We start from the raw sequence: 14,365 nt of genomic DNA, 5'->3' as shown, positions 1-14,365 counted from the left end.
TTGCATCGCTGCGTGCCCATCTCCGCGCCCGGCCGTCCCTCGTCTCTCGTGCGTCGCCGTCCGCCTCTGCTCGTCGCCCGTGCGCCCGAGCGGGCCGCGTTCCGACCGGACCCTGCGCAGCGCGCAGCCCTCGACGCCGCGTCGCGTCCCGGCACGACCCTCGTCGTCGGCGCTCCCGGGACCGGCAAGACGCTCGTCGCGGTCGAGGCCGTCCTGGCGGCGCTCGACCGCGGGGCGCCGCCCGAGCGTGTGCTGCTCCTCGCCGCGACGCGACGCGGCGCCGCGACGCTGCGCGACCGGCTCTCCGCCCGGGCCCGGCGGACCGTGGGGGCACCGATGGTGCGCACGGCCTCCGCGGCGGCGTTCGCGATGCTGCGCGAACGGGCGGCCGCCCTCGCAGAGCCCCCGCCGACCCTCGTCTCCGGCCCGGAGCAGGACCTCGCGCTCGCCGAGCTCCTCGCCGGGCACCTGGCGGGAGAGGCACGGCCCCTCGACCTCCCCCCGGGCCTGCCGGTCGAGGCGCTCGGGCTGCGGGGACTGCGCCAGGAGCTGCGCGACCTGCTCATGCGTGCGGCCGAGCGCGGGCTGACCCCCGCCGACCTCGCGACGCTGGGACGACGGTACGACCGGCCGGAGTGGGTGCTCGGTGCGCACCTGTACGAGGAGTACCTCGACGTCACCGCCCTGCGCGCGGGCCTGCCGGGCTCCGGCGCCCGGCTCGACCCGGCGGTCGTCGTCGACGAGGCCGCGCAGGCGCTGCGCGCCTGGGACGAGGAGGTGCCGGAGGTCCCACGCCCGACGTGGGACCTCGTCGTAGTCGACGACTACCAGGAGGCGACGGTCGCCACCGCGCGGCTGCTCCGGACCCTCGTCGGGGACGGCGCGCGCCTCGTGCTCCTCGCCGACCCGGACTCGGCCGTCCAGGGCTTCCGCGGTGCGAGCCCGGGCCTCGTCGCCCGGGCAGGGGCGCCCGACAAGGGAGGCGCGGGCGAGTTCGACGCACGCGTCGTCGTGCTCGGTACGGCGTGGCGGCAACCGGCACCCCTGCGCGAGCTCACCCGCCGTGTCACGTCGCACGTCGGGGTGGTCGCGGGCGCGGTGCACCGAGGAGCCGCGCCCGGCGGGGCCGCGGCGGGGGACGACGTCGCGCCGGTCCAGGTCGCGGTCCTCGCCGGCACGGCGCAGCAGGCGGCGTTCGTCGCGCGCGAGCTGCGCGCGGAGCATCTCCTGCACGGGACGCCGTGGCGTCGGATGGCGGTGATCGCCCGGTCGGGCACCCAGCTCGCCGCACTCCGGCGCGAGCTGGTGGCGGCGTCGGTGCCCGTCGAGCTCCAGGGATCCGACGTCCCCCTGCGGGACGAGCCGGCCGTCTCCCCGCTGCTCGCCGCGGTGCTCGCGAGCGTCGCGGCCGACGACCCGCGGCCGGACGTGCCGTCCGGCGCGACCGTGCTCGACCCGCTGGTGGCGGCGACTCTCCTCACGTCCCCGTTGGGGGGGCTGGACGTGGTGGGACTGCGACGGCTGCGCCGCGCGCTGCGCGGGGAGGAGCTCGCCGGGGGCGGGGGCCGTTCCTCCGACGCGCTGCTCGTGGACCTGCTCCAGGACCCGGACCGGGCCGCGACGCTCCCGGCCCCGCTGCGCCGTGGCCCGGTCGCGCTGGCCCGTGCGCTGCAGGCGGGCCGGGCCGCGGCGCACGAGCCGGGCGCGAGCGCGCAGACGGTCCTGTGGGCCGTGTGGGACGCGACCGGGCTCGCTCAGCGGTGGCGGGACGCCGCGCTCGCGGGTGGTCCCGCCGGTGCGCGCGCCGACCGCGACCTGGACGCCGTGCTCGCGCTGTTCCGTGCCGCGGAGACGTTCGTCGACCGCATGCCGGGTGCCGCCGTCTCGGCGTTCGTCGAGTACCTCGCGTCGCAGGACCTGCCCGCGGACTCGCTGGCCGCGGGCACGAGCGGGGTCGACGCCGTGGCGGCACTGACCCCCGCGGGCGCGGCCGGGCGCGAGTGGGACGTCGTGTTCGTCGCCGGTGTCCAGGACGGCGTCTGGCCGGACCTGAGGCTGCGCGACTCGCTGCTGGGCTCGCAGGCCCTCGTCGAGCTCGTCGCGGGCCGGCAGGACGACGGGCACGGCGTCGGCTCCCAGGCCCGTGCCCAGGTGCTCGCGGACGAGCTGCGGGCGTTCACCGTCGCCTCGTCGCGCGCGACGAGGCGACTCGTGGTCACCGCCGTCGAGGACGCGGAGGAGGCACCCTCGGTGTTCTGCGACCTCGTCGCGCCGCCGCCCGGACCGGACGGGGACGGCACCGACCCCACGGACGCGCACCGCCCACCGGAGGGCGGCGGGACCGACGGCGGCGCGGCGTCGGGGTACGAGCGCCGACACGTGCGGGTCGGCGCTCCGCTGGACCTGCGGGGAGTCGTCGCGGCCGCACGCGCCGTCCTCGTCACCGACTCCGCACGAGCGGAGCCGCGCGACGGCCGCGGCGACGCGGCGGCGACGCTCCTGGCGGACCTGACGGCCGCCGGGGTCCCGGAAGCAGACCCCCGCACGTGGTACGGGGTCCCGCACCTCACCTCGACCGCGCCCCTGCGGGACCCCGACGAGCTCGTGACGGTCTCGCCCTCGAAGGTCGAGACCGTCACGACCTGTCCCCTGCGCTGGACCCTCGAGGCCGCGGGCGGGACGGCGCCCGACGCGTCGCACCAGAGCCTCGGCACGCTCGTCCACTCGATCGCGGAGGCCCTTCCGGCCGGGTCGCTGTCCGAGCTGCGCGCCGAGCTGGACCGTCGCTGGCCGGAGCTCGCGCTGCCCGCTGGATGGCCGTCGGTCCAGCTGCGCCGGCGCGCCGAGCGGATGATCGCCAAGCTCGCCGACTACCTCGCCGGTGCGGGGAGCCCGCTCCTCGTCGAGCCGCAGTTCGCCGTCGACGTGGGTCGTGCCCGGCTACGGGGCACGCTCGACCGGGTCGAGGACGCCGGCGACGGAGCGGTCCGCGTCGTCGATCTCAAGACGGGCCGCAGCACGGTGACCAAGGCCGATGCCGGACGGCACCCCCAGCTCGGTGCGTACCAGCTCGCCGTCGAGGAGGGGGCGCTCGACCTCCCGGACGGTACGCGCAGCGCAGGTGCCCAGCTCGTGTACGTCGGCAGCACCCACGTGGGACCCGCCGTCGTCGGGCAGCCCGCCCTCGCGCCGGAGCCCGACGGGTCGAGCTGGGCCAGGACGGTCGTCGAGGACGCTGCGGGGACGATGTCTGCCGCGACGTTCACGGCACGGGTGAACCCGCTGTGCGAGATGTGCCCGGTCCGCCGGGCGTGCCCCGTGCAGCCCGAGGGTCGCAGGGTCGTGGCATGAGCGGGACGGCAGCGAGGTCGCAGGACGGGCTGTTCGACCTGGACGAGATGCGGACGGGCGGCGTGCGTGCGGACGTCGATCCGGTCGGACGACACCGCGGAGCCCTCCCGGAGGGCAGCGCCCCGGCGCTCTCCGCCGCCGCGATCGCGCGCCTGCTCGGGCGGCCGGAGCCGACCGCCGAGCAGGTCGCGGTGATCGAGGCACCGCTCGAGCCGATGCTCGTGGTCGCCGGCGCCGGCTCGGGGAAGACGGAGACGATGGCGGCCCGGGTCGTCTGGCTCATCGCCAACGACCACGTCCGGCCCGACGAGGTCCTGGGGCTGACGTTCACGCGCAAGGCCGCCGGAGAGCTGGCCGAGCGCGTCCGCGCGCGGCTCGCCCAGCTGACGCGGGCCCGGAGCGACGCCGCGTCGGGTCTCTCGCTGCTCGACCGCCCCACGATCGCGACCTACAACGCCTACGCGGCGACGATCGTCGCGGACCACGGCCTGCGGGTCGGGGTCGAGCCGGGGTCCCGGCTCCTCGGCGAGGCCGAGCAGTGGCAGCTCGCGTCCCAGATCGTCGAGAGCTGGGCCGACGATCTCGGGACAGATCGCGCGGTGAGCACCGTCGTCGCCGCCGTCCTCGGCCTGTCCGGTGCGGTCTCGGAACACCTGCTCGACGTGCCCGACGCCCGCTCCCGGGTCGAGGACATCGCGGCGGCGCTGGACGTGCTGCCCCTCGGCCCGCGGCAGCGTGCGCGCACCAAGGAGGTCGAGAAGCTGATCGGCGACGTGGCGGAGCGAGCGCGGATCCTCGACCTCGTCGGCGCGTACCGGGAGCGCAAGCGCACGGCGGACACGCTCGACTTCGGCGACCAGGTGGCGCTCGCGGCCCGGCTGGCGCTCGAGGTGCCGGTCGTGGGCGCGACCGAGCGGTCGCGCTTCCGCGTCGTGCTCCTCGACGAGTACCAGGACACGTCCCACGCCCAGGTGGAGCTGCTCGCGGGACTGTTCGGGGACGGTCATGCCGTCACGGCGGTCGGTGACCCGCACCAGTCGATCTACGGGTGGCGCGGCGCGAGCGCCGGCGGGCTCGCCCGCTTCCCCCAGCGGTTCGCACGCGACGGCCGGCCGGCCGCGGTCCACTACCTCTCGACCTCGTGGCGCAACGACGGTGCCGTCCTCGCGGCGGCGAACGTCGCCTCCGCCCCGCTGCGGGCAGGCGGCCCGCGGTCCGCGGACGTCGCCGTCCCCCCGCTTGCACTGCGCCCGGGGGCGGGCCCCGGGCGGGTGAGCGCGCACGTCGCGGCGACGCTCGAGGAGGAGGCCGCGGCGGTCGCCGAGGTCGTCGCGTCGCGGTGGCGGCCGGGCAGCGCCCCGGCCGGGCGTGTCACGGCAGCGGTCCTGTGCCGCAAGCGCAGCCAGTTCGCGCCCGTCGAGGTCGCGCTGCGCCGGCTCGGCCTGCCGGTGGAGGTCGTCGGGCTCGGCGGGCTGCTGACGACGCCCGAGGTCGTGGACGTCACCTCGCTCCTGGAGGTGGTGCACGACCCGTCGCGCGGCGACGCGCTCGTGCGGCTGCTCACGGGCCCGCGCGTCAACCTGGGCGCCGCCGACCTGCACGCCCTCGCCGGTCGCGCCGCGGACCTCGCACGGCGTGACGCTCTCGGTGCCGCCCGGCGAGGCGGGCGGGGCAGCGCCGGCGGACCCGCCGCCCTCGCCGGAGGACCGGACCCCGCCGACGCCGCGGGGACCGGTCCGGTGGTCGTCGAGGGCGACGTCGTGGACCACCGTTCCATCGTGGACGCCCTCGACGACCTGCCGTCGCCCGGGGAGGCCTCGGGTGACGGGCGGGTCCTCACGTCCGCCGCGCACGAGCGGCTGAGCACGTTGGCGCACGCGTTGCGGTCCTTGCGGTCGTTGACGTACCTGTCGTTGCCCGAGCTCGTCGTCGAGGCCGAGCGCGCCCTCGGGCTCGACGTCGAGGCCGTGACGAACCAGGCTCTGCTCTCGACCGGACGGCTGTCCGACCCCGACGCGGTGAGCGACCGCGCGCGCGAGCACCTGGACGCCCTGAGAGACGTCGCGGCCACCTTCGCGCAGAAGGCGGACGTCGTGACGCTCGGGGCCTTCCTCGCGTGGCTGGGGGTCGCCGCGAGCCGCGAGGACGGGCTGGACCTGCCGGTGCGCGAGCCCGACCCGGACGCGGTCCAGGTCATCACCGTGCACGCGGCGAAGGGCCTGGAGTGGGACGTCGTCGCGGTCCCCGGTCTCGTCGACGGAGGGTTCCCGACGACGGCAGCGTCCTCCTCGGGGGTACGCGCGGACAGCGGCTGGCTCTCGGACGTCTCACAGCTCCCGTACCCGTTGCGCGGGGACGCGGACGACCTTCCCGAGTTCCGCTTCGACCTCGCGACCGACACGAAGGACCTCGTCACGCGACGCGACGAGTTCCGCGCCGCGGCCGGAGAGCACCAGCTCGCCGAGGAGCGTCGCCTCGCGTACGTCGCCTTCACCCGCGCGCGCCGCGAGCTGTTCCTCGCGGCGTCCTGGTGGCGCGCGGGCACACGACCCCGGTCGTTGTCGCCCTTCCTGGTCGAGCTCGTCGACGCGGGCGTGGTCGCCGACGACGGGTGGTCGGCGCCGCCCGGGCCGCAGGACGCGAACCCCCTGGAGGACGTGGAGGTGACGGGGGTCTGGCCGGCGCCGGAGCGCCACGCCCCGACGTCCGCCCGTGCCGTGCTGCGCGCGACCGCCGAACGGGTCGGGCGTGCTGCCTCCACCCGAACCCTCCGTACGGCCGCGGAGCAGGACGAACGCGCACACCGACCACCCGGCTCCGCCGGCGGACCTCTGCCGGACGCGCTGACCACCGCCGCGGGCGTGCTGGTCGACGAGGACGGGCGCGACCTCGTCGAGCTCGCGCGCGTGCTGCTCGGTGAGCGGGAAGAGGCCACGGGCCCGACCATCGAGATGCCGGCGCACGTGTCGGCGTCAGCCCTCGTGCGGCTCGCGGCGGACCGGGACGAGTTCGCGCTGCACCTGCGACGCCCCGTCCCGTCGCAGCCGACGGTGCACGCGCGGCGCGGGACGCAGTTCCACCTGTGGGCCGAGCGGTACTTCACCCGCTCCTCGCTGCTCGGCGTCGAGGACCTGCCCGGCGCCGACGACGAGGACACCGACCACGACCTGGACCTCGCCGCGCTGCAGGAGACGTTCCTCGCCTCGCCGTGGGCGGGCCGGACACCGAGCGCGGTCGAGGTCGACGTCGAGACCACGGTCGGTGACACGGTGCTGAGGTCGCGCATCGACGCGGTGTTCCCCGAGCACCCGCTCGACGACCGGGACGAGCGGGAGGGGACGACCGCTGCCGGAGCAGAGCGGGGCGGCGTCGTCGTCGTCGACTGGAAGACGGGCCGGGCTCCGCACGACCGGCAGGCGCGCGCGACGCGGGAGGTCCAGCTCGCCGCCTACCGGCTGGCGTGGTCGCGTTGGTCCGGGCTCCCGCTGGAGCAGGTCGGGGCGGCGTTCTACTACGTCGCCTCGGACGAGACCGTCCGCCCCGAACGGCTGCTCGACGAGGGCGAGATCGAGGCGTTGCTCCGGGGGTGAGGCGCCGTCACGCGTCGTCGCGCGTGGCCTCGTCGAGGTCGGCGAGCATGTCGAGCGCGTCGGCGACCACGTCGTCGAGGTCGTGGCGCACGCCGTGCATGAGCCAGCGTGCCAGCGCGAGCTCGCTCACGAGCAGCGCCCGGTCCGTCAGCCGCGTGTCGGTGAGCTCGGTGCGACGCAGCTGGTACGCCTCGGTGATGGAGTCGATCGCCTCGGGCGGTGCCGAGGCGAGCAGCCAGGCGAGGTCGTCCGCCGGGTCGGCCACGCGCGCGTCGGACCACCCGGTGACCGCCACGACGCGTCCGCGCGCGACGAACACCTGCTCGGGGCTCAGGTCTCCGTGCACGACGACGGGCTGGAACCGCCAGAGCGAGACGTCCTCGAGCGCGGACTCCCAGCGGCGCAGGAGCCGCGTGGGAACGCTGCCGGTCGCGGCGGCCTCGTCGAGCTCGGACATGCGGCGCTCGCGGTACTCGGTCGCGGTGTAGCCGGGCAGGCCGGCGTCGTCGACGATCGACCGGGGCAGCTCGTGGATCGCCGCGAGGACGCGGCCGAGGTCGGCGGCCAGCCCGGGCCCGGGACGGAGCGAGTCGACGTCGAGCGCCGTCCCCTCGAGCGCGGGGTGCACGACCGCGCGGCCGCCCTCCGGCAGGAGGGCGAACCCGGCCAGTCGCGGGACGGCGAACGAGAGCACACCGGAGTCGGCGAAGAGCTGGAGCGAGGCGAGCAGCTCGGTCTCGGCCTCGAGCGCCGCCCCGGCCTGCGGGCTGCGGGGGGCCCGGACGGTCCACCGCGCGCCGTCGTCGTCCGTCACCACGGCGGTGTCGTAGTCGCCCGGGTCCGCGACCGGGTGCGCGCTGCGCGCGTCGAGACCGGGGACGGCGGCGGTCGCGAGCGCGGCGAGCGTGAGGGGAGAGCGAGGCACCCGCTCACGGTAGTCGGTGCCGACGCCGCGGCGCCGGATCCACGCCGGACCCACGCCGGATCCACGCCGGACCAGGACGTCCCGGACCGACGCCCGTCCGCCGTGGTGGCCTACGGTCGGAGCATGACCGCGAGCATCCCGTCCCCCCGTCCGGCCGTCCGCGCGGTCCCGGTGCCGCAGGACGGCGTCCTCGTCGACCGCGCGGCGCACCGGCGCGCCGAGCCAGGTCTCGTGGGCGCGCTGCGCGAGATCGGGTCGACGCGCGTGCTCCTCGTCCACCGCGGACGTCTCGCCGTCGCACCGGGCGGGGAGGTGGTGGTGCTCGGCGGCGAGCGCCTCGTCCGCGTGCCCGCGCCCGACGACGGCGAGCGACCCCGGTGGTTGTTCCTCGGCGAGGACGGTGGCGCGGCGTACCTCGCGCTCGTCCTGCCCGACGACGCCGACGCCCAGGGGATGGACATCGAGGGGATCGACCCCGGCGACCCGCTCGCCGAGCTCGTGCGCGACCACACCTGGCGCGGGCTGCGCGAGATCGTGGGCGGCGCGGACGGGCTGGGTGCCGCTCTCGCCACGGAGGCGGTGGCGCTCGCGGCGTGGCACGCGTCGCACCCGCGGTGCCCCCGCTGCGGCGAGCCGACGGTCGCCGAGAACGCCGGCTGGACCCGTCGCTGCGTCGACGAGGGGATCGACTTCTACCCGCGCACGGACCCGGCGGTCATCATGAGCGTCGTGCGCGGCGACGGAGCGGACGAGCAGCTCCTGCTCGGGCACGCCGCGCACTGGCCCGACCGACGCTTCTCGACCCTCGCGGGCTACGTCGAGCCGGGCGAGTCGCTCGAGCAGGCGGTGCGACGCGAGGTCCTCGAGGAGTCGGGGGTCGTCGTGGGGGAGGTGGACTACCGGGGGAGCCAGCCGTGGCCGTTCCCGGCGTCCCTCATGCTCGGCTTCCACGCTCGCGCCACGAGCGAGGAGATCCAGGTCGACGGCGTCGAGCTGACCGACGCGCGCTGGTTCACGCGCGCCGGGCTGGGCGCGGCGGTCGACGCGGGCGACGTCCTGCTCCCGGGCCGTTCCTCGATCGCGCGGGCGCTCATCGAGGGCTGGTACGGTGCCCGACTCGCCGGCGACTGACGTCGGCTCACGTCGTCCGGCGCCGGCGGGCGCCCCAGGAGGAGTGTCCCGCTCGTGTCCTCGACTGCCCCCGACTGCGCTCGACGCTTGCCGTCAGGCGGCGAGGCGCTGCTGGACCTCGGCGAGCGACGGGTTGGTCGCGGCGGTCCCGTCCGGGAAGACGACGGTCGGGACCGTCTGGTTGCCGCCGTTGACCTGCTCCACGTACGCCGCGCTGTCGGGGTCCTGCTCGATGTTCACCTCGGTGTACCCGATGCCCACCGAGTCGAGCTGCGTCTTGAGCCGTCGGCAGTAGCCGCACCACGTGGTCGAGTACATGGTGATCGTGCCGGCGTCGGGCGTGGTGGGGGCGGTGGGCATCGGGAGATCTCCTCGGTTCGACGGCATGGCGTCGGGTCGCTTCGGTCGCTGCGCGGGTGCGGCTGCAGCCACGCTCCTGCGTGAACGTCGGGGTGCGGGGTCCTTGTTCCCGTCGCCCGCGCACCACCGTCGGACCGCCCGGGGACGGCCCTCGGAGGTTCCGGACCTGGTGCCGCGTGTGGGTGTCGGCTGCGAGAATCAGCGGTGATGTCGACACCACCCGGCCCACCCTCAGCTCCTGCCTCGACGCCTCCTGTCCTGCGCTCCGCCGACGCGATCCTGGACGCGCTCGACCCGGACCAGCGCGACGTCGCGCTCGCGCTGTCCGGGCCGGTGTGCGTGCTGGCCGGGGCCGGGACGGGCAAGACGCGCGCGATCACGCACCGCATCGCGTACGGCGTGCGTACGGGGTCCTACCCGCCCACGTCGGTCCTGGCCGTGACCTTCACCGCCCGGGCCGCCGGGGAGATGCGCACGCGGCTGCGCGAGCTGGGCGCGCACGGCGTCCAGGCGCGCACCTTCCACGCCGCCGCTCTGCGGCAGCTCGGCTACTTCTGGCCCAAGGTCGTCGGCGGTGCCCCTCCGCGCATCCTCGAGCACAAGGCGTCCGCGGTGGCGGAGGCGGCCCGGCGCATCGGGGTCTCCGTCGACCGGGTCGCGGTCCGGGACCTGTCGTCGGAGGTCGAGTGGTCCAAGGTCTCGCTCGTCACCGCTGACGACTACGTCCGTGCCTGCGCGGCGATCGATCGTGACGCACCGGCGGGCTACGACCACCAGACGGTCGCCCGGCTCATCACGGCCTACGAGGACGTCAAGACCGAGCGGTCCGTCATCGACTTCGAGGACGTCCTGCTCATGCTCGGCGACATGCTCGCCCACCAGGGTTCGGTCGCGGACCAGGTGCGTCGCCAGTACCGGCACTTCGTCGTCGACGAGTACCAGGACGTCTCCCCGCTGCAGCAGTTCCTGCTCGACCAGTGGCTCGGCGGGCGCGACGAGCTGTGCGTCGTCGGTGACCCGTCCCAGACGATCTACTCGTTCACCGGCGCGACCCCCCACCACCTGCTGACCTTCACCCGCACCCATCCGGGCGCACGGGTCGTGCGGCTCGTGCGGGACTACCGCTCGACCCCACAGGTCGTCACGCTCGCGAACCGCCTCCTGTCCCGCGCCGGGCGGGCCGGGGGCGGGCACACGGCGCTCGAGCTCGTCGCGCAGCGACCGTCGGGCCCGCCGGTCGCGTTCACCGCGTACGAGGACGACGAGGCGGAGGCGACGGGGATCGCCGCCCGGATCGGGCGGCTCGTCGAGGCGGGTACCCGGCCGTCGGAGATCGCGGTGCTGTACCGCACCAACGGTCAGTCGGAGGCGTTCGAGGCGGCCCTCGCCGACGCGGGGATCGGCTACCTCGTGCGCGGCGGCGAACGCTTCTTCCAGCGCAAGGAGGTCCGCGACGCGATCGTGCTCCTGCGCGGTGCGGCCCGGTCCGCGGACCCCGACGTGCCGATGCCCGAGACCGTGCGCGACGTGCTGGTCTCCGCCGGGTGGTCCGCCGAGCCGCCCGCGGCGCGCGGCGCCGCACGTGAGCGCTGGGACTCGATGCAGGCGCTGGTCGCGCTGGCCGACGACGTCGCGGCCCTCGCCGCGTCGTCGGGCGACCCGACGACGGTCGCGACCTTCATCGCCGAGCTCCAGGAACGCGCAGCGGCCCAGCACGCGCCCACGGTCGAGGGAGTCACCCTCGCGTCGCTGCACGCGGCCAAGGGGCTGGAGTGGGACGCGGTGTTCCTCGCCGGGACGAGCGAGGGACTCATGCCCATCTCGCTCGCGGAGACCGACGAGGCGGTCGCGGAGGAGCGCCGGCTGCTCTACGTCGGGATCACCCGTGCCCGCGAGCACCTCGAGCTGTCCTTCGCACGTTCCCGCAACCCGGGAGGTCGCGCGACACGCAAGCGCACCCGGTTCCTCGACGGGCTGTGGCCGGCCGAGGCGGAGGGCCGGGTCGCCGGGCGCCGACCCCGTCCCGGCGAGGCACGGCTGCGTCTGACCGGCGAGTACGACGTCGCCCTGTTCGACGCGCTGTGCGAGTGGCGCCGCGAGGTCGCGCTGGAGACGGACAAGCCGGCGTTCACCGTCCTCGTCGACGACACCTTGGCCGCGATCGCGGAGACCCGCCCCAGCACGGTCGCCCAGCTCGCGCGGATCAACGGCCTGGGACCGGCGAAGATCGACCGGTACGGCGCGGTCCTGCTCGGCCTCGTGGCCGGTTCCGCGCACTGACGGACAACTCGTCGAAAGAAGTTCGGTAAATACGTTGCGCCTCCTGCGAGGCGCGACCTACTCTCAGAGTGTCCTTGGAGGAGGGGCGTGCCGAGAGGCAGGCCCGAACGGAGAGAGGGGGTGCACACGGTGAAGATCAACCAGATCCTGATGGCGAGCCTGCTGGATCCTGCGACGAACGCAGCGATTCCAGGGGGGAACTCTGCCCGCGTGCGCACGCACCGTGGCGGAGCCTTCGGCATCCGCACCGCACCCGACTCCGCTCCCAGGACACGTCCGGTCTGACCGACCGCACGTCAGGTCCAGGCCGCGGAGTCCCACTGGGACCCGCGGCCTTCGTGCTTCTCCAGGCACGAGGCCGGTGAGGAATCACCGGAGGCATCGTCCAGGTCGGACGAGGCCGCTGTCCGGGGGTCCTGTGACGACGACGTTCACACACGACAGGACACCACTGGAGGACATCGTGCGGCTCACCGCGCTGCTCGACACCATCACGACCCAGGGCGGATCCGGCCCCTGGGAACCACAACCCCCCCATCAGTCGTCGAGCTCTCTGCGAGGCGACCAGGACACGACCGAGTTCGACAGCCTCGTCCTCGACCTGCTCCCGTGCCGCAGCAACGACCCCGAGCTGTGGTTCGCGGAGCGCACGATCGAGGTCGAGCGGGCCAAGGCGCTGTGCCGGACCTGCCCCCTCGCTGCCGGGTGTCTCGCGGGTGCGCTCGAGCGCCGCGAGCCCTGGGGCGTCTGGGGTGGCGAGGTCTTCGTCGACGGGAACGTGGTCGCGCGCAAGCGTGGCCGCGGCCGACCCAGCAAGGCCGAGGTGCTCGCGCGCCGGGCGCAGGACGAGGCGTCGGAGGCCGACGCCTCAGCCGATGCGCGTTCGGTCGCCTGACGTGCGGGTGCTCGTCGCCCGGGGGGCGAGGCCGGCACGGACGAGGGGTGTGCCGTCCGGCGGCGCCCCGCGCAGCTCGGTGCACCCGCACTCCGGGTGCGAGGTGGTCCCGCGCAGCCGCGGCACCGCGTCGGGAGCAAGGATCTCGAGGCATGCCGTGGCTGTGCGGGGCACGTCGCCGTCGATCGCGGCGAGCACCTGACCCGAGGCCACCGATGCGGCGACGGACGACAGCACCGCGTCCTCGTACCCTGGCCCGACCGCGTCCCGGAGCTGGCGCGCCATCTGGGGCCAGCAGGGGTCCACGTCGCGACGGCGCAGATCGACGCAGCGCACGCACGGGTCGAGACCCGGGCGGACGAACGGGCCGACGACGACGTCCGCCTCGCGCACCACGATCGACAGGTGCGCCACCCCGTCACCCACGAGCTCGCGGACCCGGTCCGGGTCCGCCGCGTCGTGCTCGACGACCACGACCACGTCCGGGACCCGCCCCGACGCCGTCGTGACTCCCGGCGCCACCTCTCCCAGGATCCGGGCCAGCGCCAGCCCACGAGGTGCGCCCACGTCCCGCAGCCGGAACCCGCCGAGCCCGACGTCCGTCGCGAGCACCGGCGCGGTCTCGTGCGCCACGATCGTCCCGACGCCCGCCGTGGCCAGGGTCGTGGCCAGGGTCGCGCCCAGCCTGCCGATGCCGACGACGCCGACGACGGCGCGTGCCCGGCCTGCGAGCGCGCGATGCCCCGCGCCGTCGTGCCGGACCGCGTCGAGGACCGGGAGCTCGGCGTCACCGTTGCCGGGGCCGGTGCTGACGCGGCGGCGTGGACGACGCCGGACGAGCAGGCCTGCCTCCTCGAGCAGGCGGAGCAGCGTGCCGCGGCGCTGCGCCGGCGGTCGCAGATCGGCCGTCGTGGCGCACGGGGCGCCGTCCGCGCCGAACCGGGGCTCGAGCGACTGCAGCCACCGCTCCTCGGCCGCCGAGAGGCCGACGAGGCGGACGGCCCACCGTGGATCCGTCCCGATCTGCACCTCGCCCGGCGCGCGTCGGAGCACGCGGGTGGCGGGGCGCAGGGTGAGGGCGTGGGGCATGGGACCTCCGGAGCACGTGCACGGGCGTCTGCGGGCCGGTGCGTCCGGTCCCGTCGTGCACGCCAGCGTGGCACGGTCCGGCCCGGCTCCCGCCGTCGTCCACAGGGCCGGCGGGGTGCGACCGGATCGGCGTGGGGCCTGCCAATTCTCGCCCCGAACCAGTACGGTCGTGGCGTGGTCCGGGAGACGGTCGTGGAGGTCCGGCGAAGTCGCCGGCGCAAGAGCACCGTCAGCGCCTACCGTGACGGAGACCGCACGGTGGTCGCGATCCCGGCCCGGTTCACCCGCGAGCAGGAGCAGGAGTGGGTGGCGCGCATGCTCGCGCGGCTCGCCAGCTCCGAGCGGAGACGTCGCCCCTCGGACACCGAGCTCGAGCGACGCGCGGCAGAGCTGTCGGAGCGGTATCTCGACGGGCGCGCGCGGCCCACCTCGGTGCGGTGGTCGACGAACCAGGGTCGTCGCTGGGGGTCGTGCACGTTGATCGACGGCACGATCCGCATCTCGACGCGGGTTCGGGGCATGCCGGGCTGGGTGCTGGACTACGTGCTCCTGCACGAGCTCGCGCACCTGCTGCACGCCGGTCACGGGCCGGCGTTCTGGCAGCTGCTCGAGAGCTACCCGCGTACCGAGCGGGCGCGCGGGTTCCTCGAGGGGTTCTCCTTCGCCGGCGAACCGGTCGAGGACGACGAGGACCCCGCAGCCGACGACGGCTCCGCCGCGAGCGACGGGCGCGCCGCCGACTGA

Annotated in this window: 9 protein-coding genes; 6 read left to right on the top strand and 3 right to left on the bottom strand. The window is 75.6% G+C overall.

Annotated features, from left to right (window positions below; genetic code table 11):
• Positions 1-48: 48 nt before the first annotated feature.
• On the top strand, positions 49-3,351 hold the full coding sequence (locus tag IF651_RS04095) for an ATP-dependent helicase (RefSeq protein WP_191827922.1): 3,303 nt from the start codon (positions 49-51) through the stop codon (positions 3,349-3,351).
• Entirely contained in the window at positions 3,348-6,941 is a 3,594-nt protein-coding gene (locus tag IF651_RS04090; RefSeq protein WP_241744082.1) for an ATP-dependent DNA helicase, read from the top strand. The genes IF651_RS04095 and IF651_RS04090 overlap by 4 nt, the downstream gene beginning before the upstream one ends.
• Positions 6,942-6,948: 7 nt before the next feature.
• Here the strand turns inward: IF651_RS04090 and IF651_RS04085 are convergent, their stop codons facing one another.
• A complete protein-coding gene (locus IF651_RS04085) occupies positions 6,949-7,866 on the bottom strand; it encodes a phosphotransferase (RefSeq protein WP_191827794.1) in 918 nt (305 codons plus the stop codon).
• Between the two features lie 123 nt (positions 7,867-7,989).
• On the opposite strand from IF651_RS04085, the gene nudC reads away from it, so the two are divergent.
• On the top strand, positions 7,990-8,997 hold the full coding sequence (nudC, locus tag IF651_RS04080) for an NAD(+) diphosphatase (RefSeq protein ID WP_191827793.1): 1,008 nt from the start codon (positions 7,990-7,992) through the stop codon (positions 8,995-8,997).
• Between the two features lie 93 nt (positions 8,998-9,090).
• Here the strand turns inward: nudC and IF651_RS04075 are convergent, their stop codons facing one another.
• On the bottom strand, positions 9,091-9,357 hold the full coding sequence (locus tag IF651_RS04075) for a mycoredoxin (protein ID WP_191827792.1): 267 nt from the start codon (positions 9,355-9,357) through the stop codon (positions 9,091-9,093).
• Between the two features lie 207 nt (positions 9,358-9,564).
• Here IF651_RS04075 and IF651_RS04070 point away from each other — a divergent pair, with 207 nt between their 5' ends.
• Positions 9,565-11,637 carry an ATP-dependent DNA helicase UvrD2 gene (locus IF651_RS04070; protein WP_191827791.1) on the top strand — a complete coding sequence of 691 codons (2,073 nt, stop codon included), beginning with the start codon at positions 9,565-9,567 and terminating at the stop codon, positions 11,635-11,637.
• A gap of 463 nt (positions 11,638-12,100) precedes the next feature.
• Complete coding sequence (locus tag IF651_RS04065) at positions 12,101-12,532, top strand: WhiB family transcriptional regulator (RefSeq protein WP_422110443.1); 432 nt, start codon at positions 12,101-12,103, stop codon at positions 12,530-12,532.
• Here IF651_RS04065 and IF651_RS04060 read toward each other — a convergent pair.
• Positions 12,506-13,621, bottom strand: coding sequence for a thiamine biosynthesis protein ThiF (locus tag IF651_RS04060; protein WP_191827790.1), 1,116 nt, complete (start codon positions 13,619-13,621; stop codon positions 12,506-12,508). The genes IF651_RS04065 and IF651_RS04060 overlap by 27 nt on opposite strands.
• Positions 13,622-13,795: 174 nt before the next feature.
• On the opposite strand from IF651_RS04060, the gene IF651_RS04055 reads away from it, so the two are divergent.
• A complete protein-coding gene (locus IF651_RS04055; RefSeq protein ID WP_338403762.1) occupies positions 13,796-14,365 on the top strand; it encodes a M48 metallopeptidase family protein in 570 nt (189 codons plus the stop codon).

It is taken from the genome of Cellulosimicrobium arenosum (assembly GCF_014837295.1).
Lineage (GTDB): Bacteria > Actinomycetota > Actinomycetes > Actinomycetales > Cellulomonadaceae > Cellulosimicrobium > Cellulosimicrobium arenosum.
The sequence above is the reverse complement of the archived record's forward strand: the minus strand, read 5'-3'. Positions and strand labels throughout refer to the sequence as shown.

Coding starts and splice junctions, on each gene's coding strand:
- IF651_RS04090 (WP_241744082.1), top strand. CDS start 3,348: ATGAGCGGGACGGCAGCGAGGTCGCAGGACGGGCTGTTCGACCTGGAC.
- nudC (WP_191827793.1), top strand. CDS start 7,990: ATGACCGCGAGCATCCCGTCCCCCCGTCCGGCCGTCCGCGCGGTCCCG.
- IF651_RS04075 (WP_191827792.1), bottom strand. CDS start 9,357: ATGCCCACCGCCCCCACCACGCCCGACGCCGGCACGATCACCATGTAC.
- IF651_RS04070 (WP_191827791.1), top strand. CDS start 9,565: ATGTCGACACCACCCGGCCCACCCTCAGCTCCTGCCTCGACGCCTCCT.
- IF651_RS04060 (WP_191827790.1), bottom strand. CDS start 13,621: ATGCCCCACGCCCTCACCCTGCGCCCCGCCACCCGCGTGCTCCGACGC.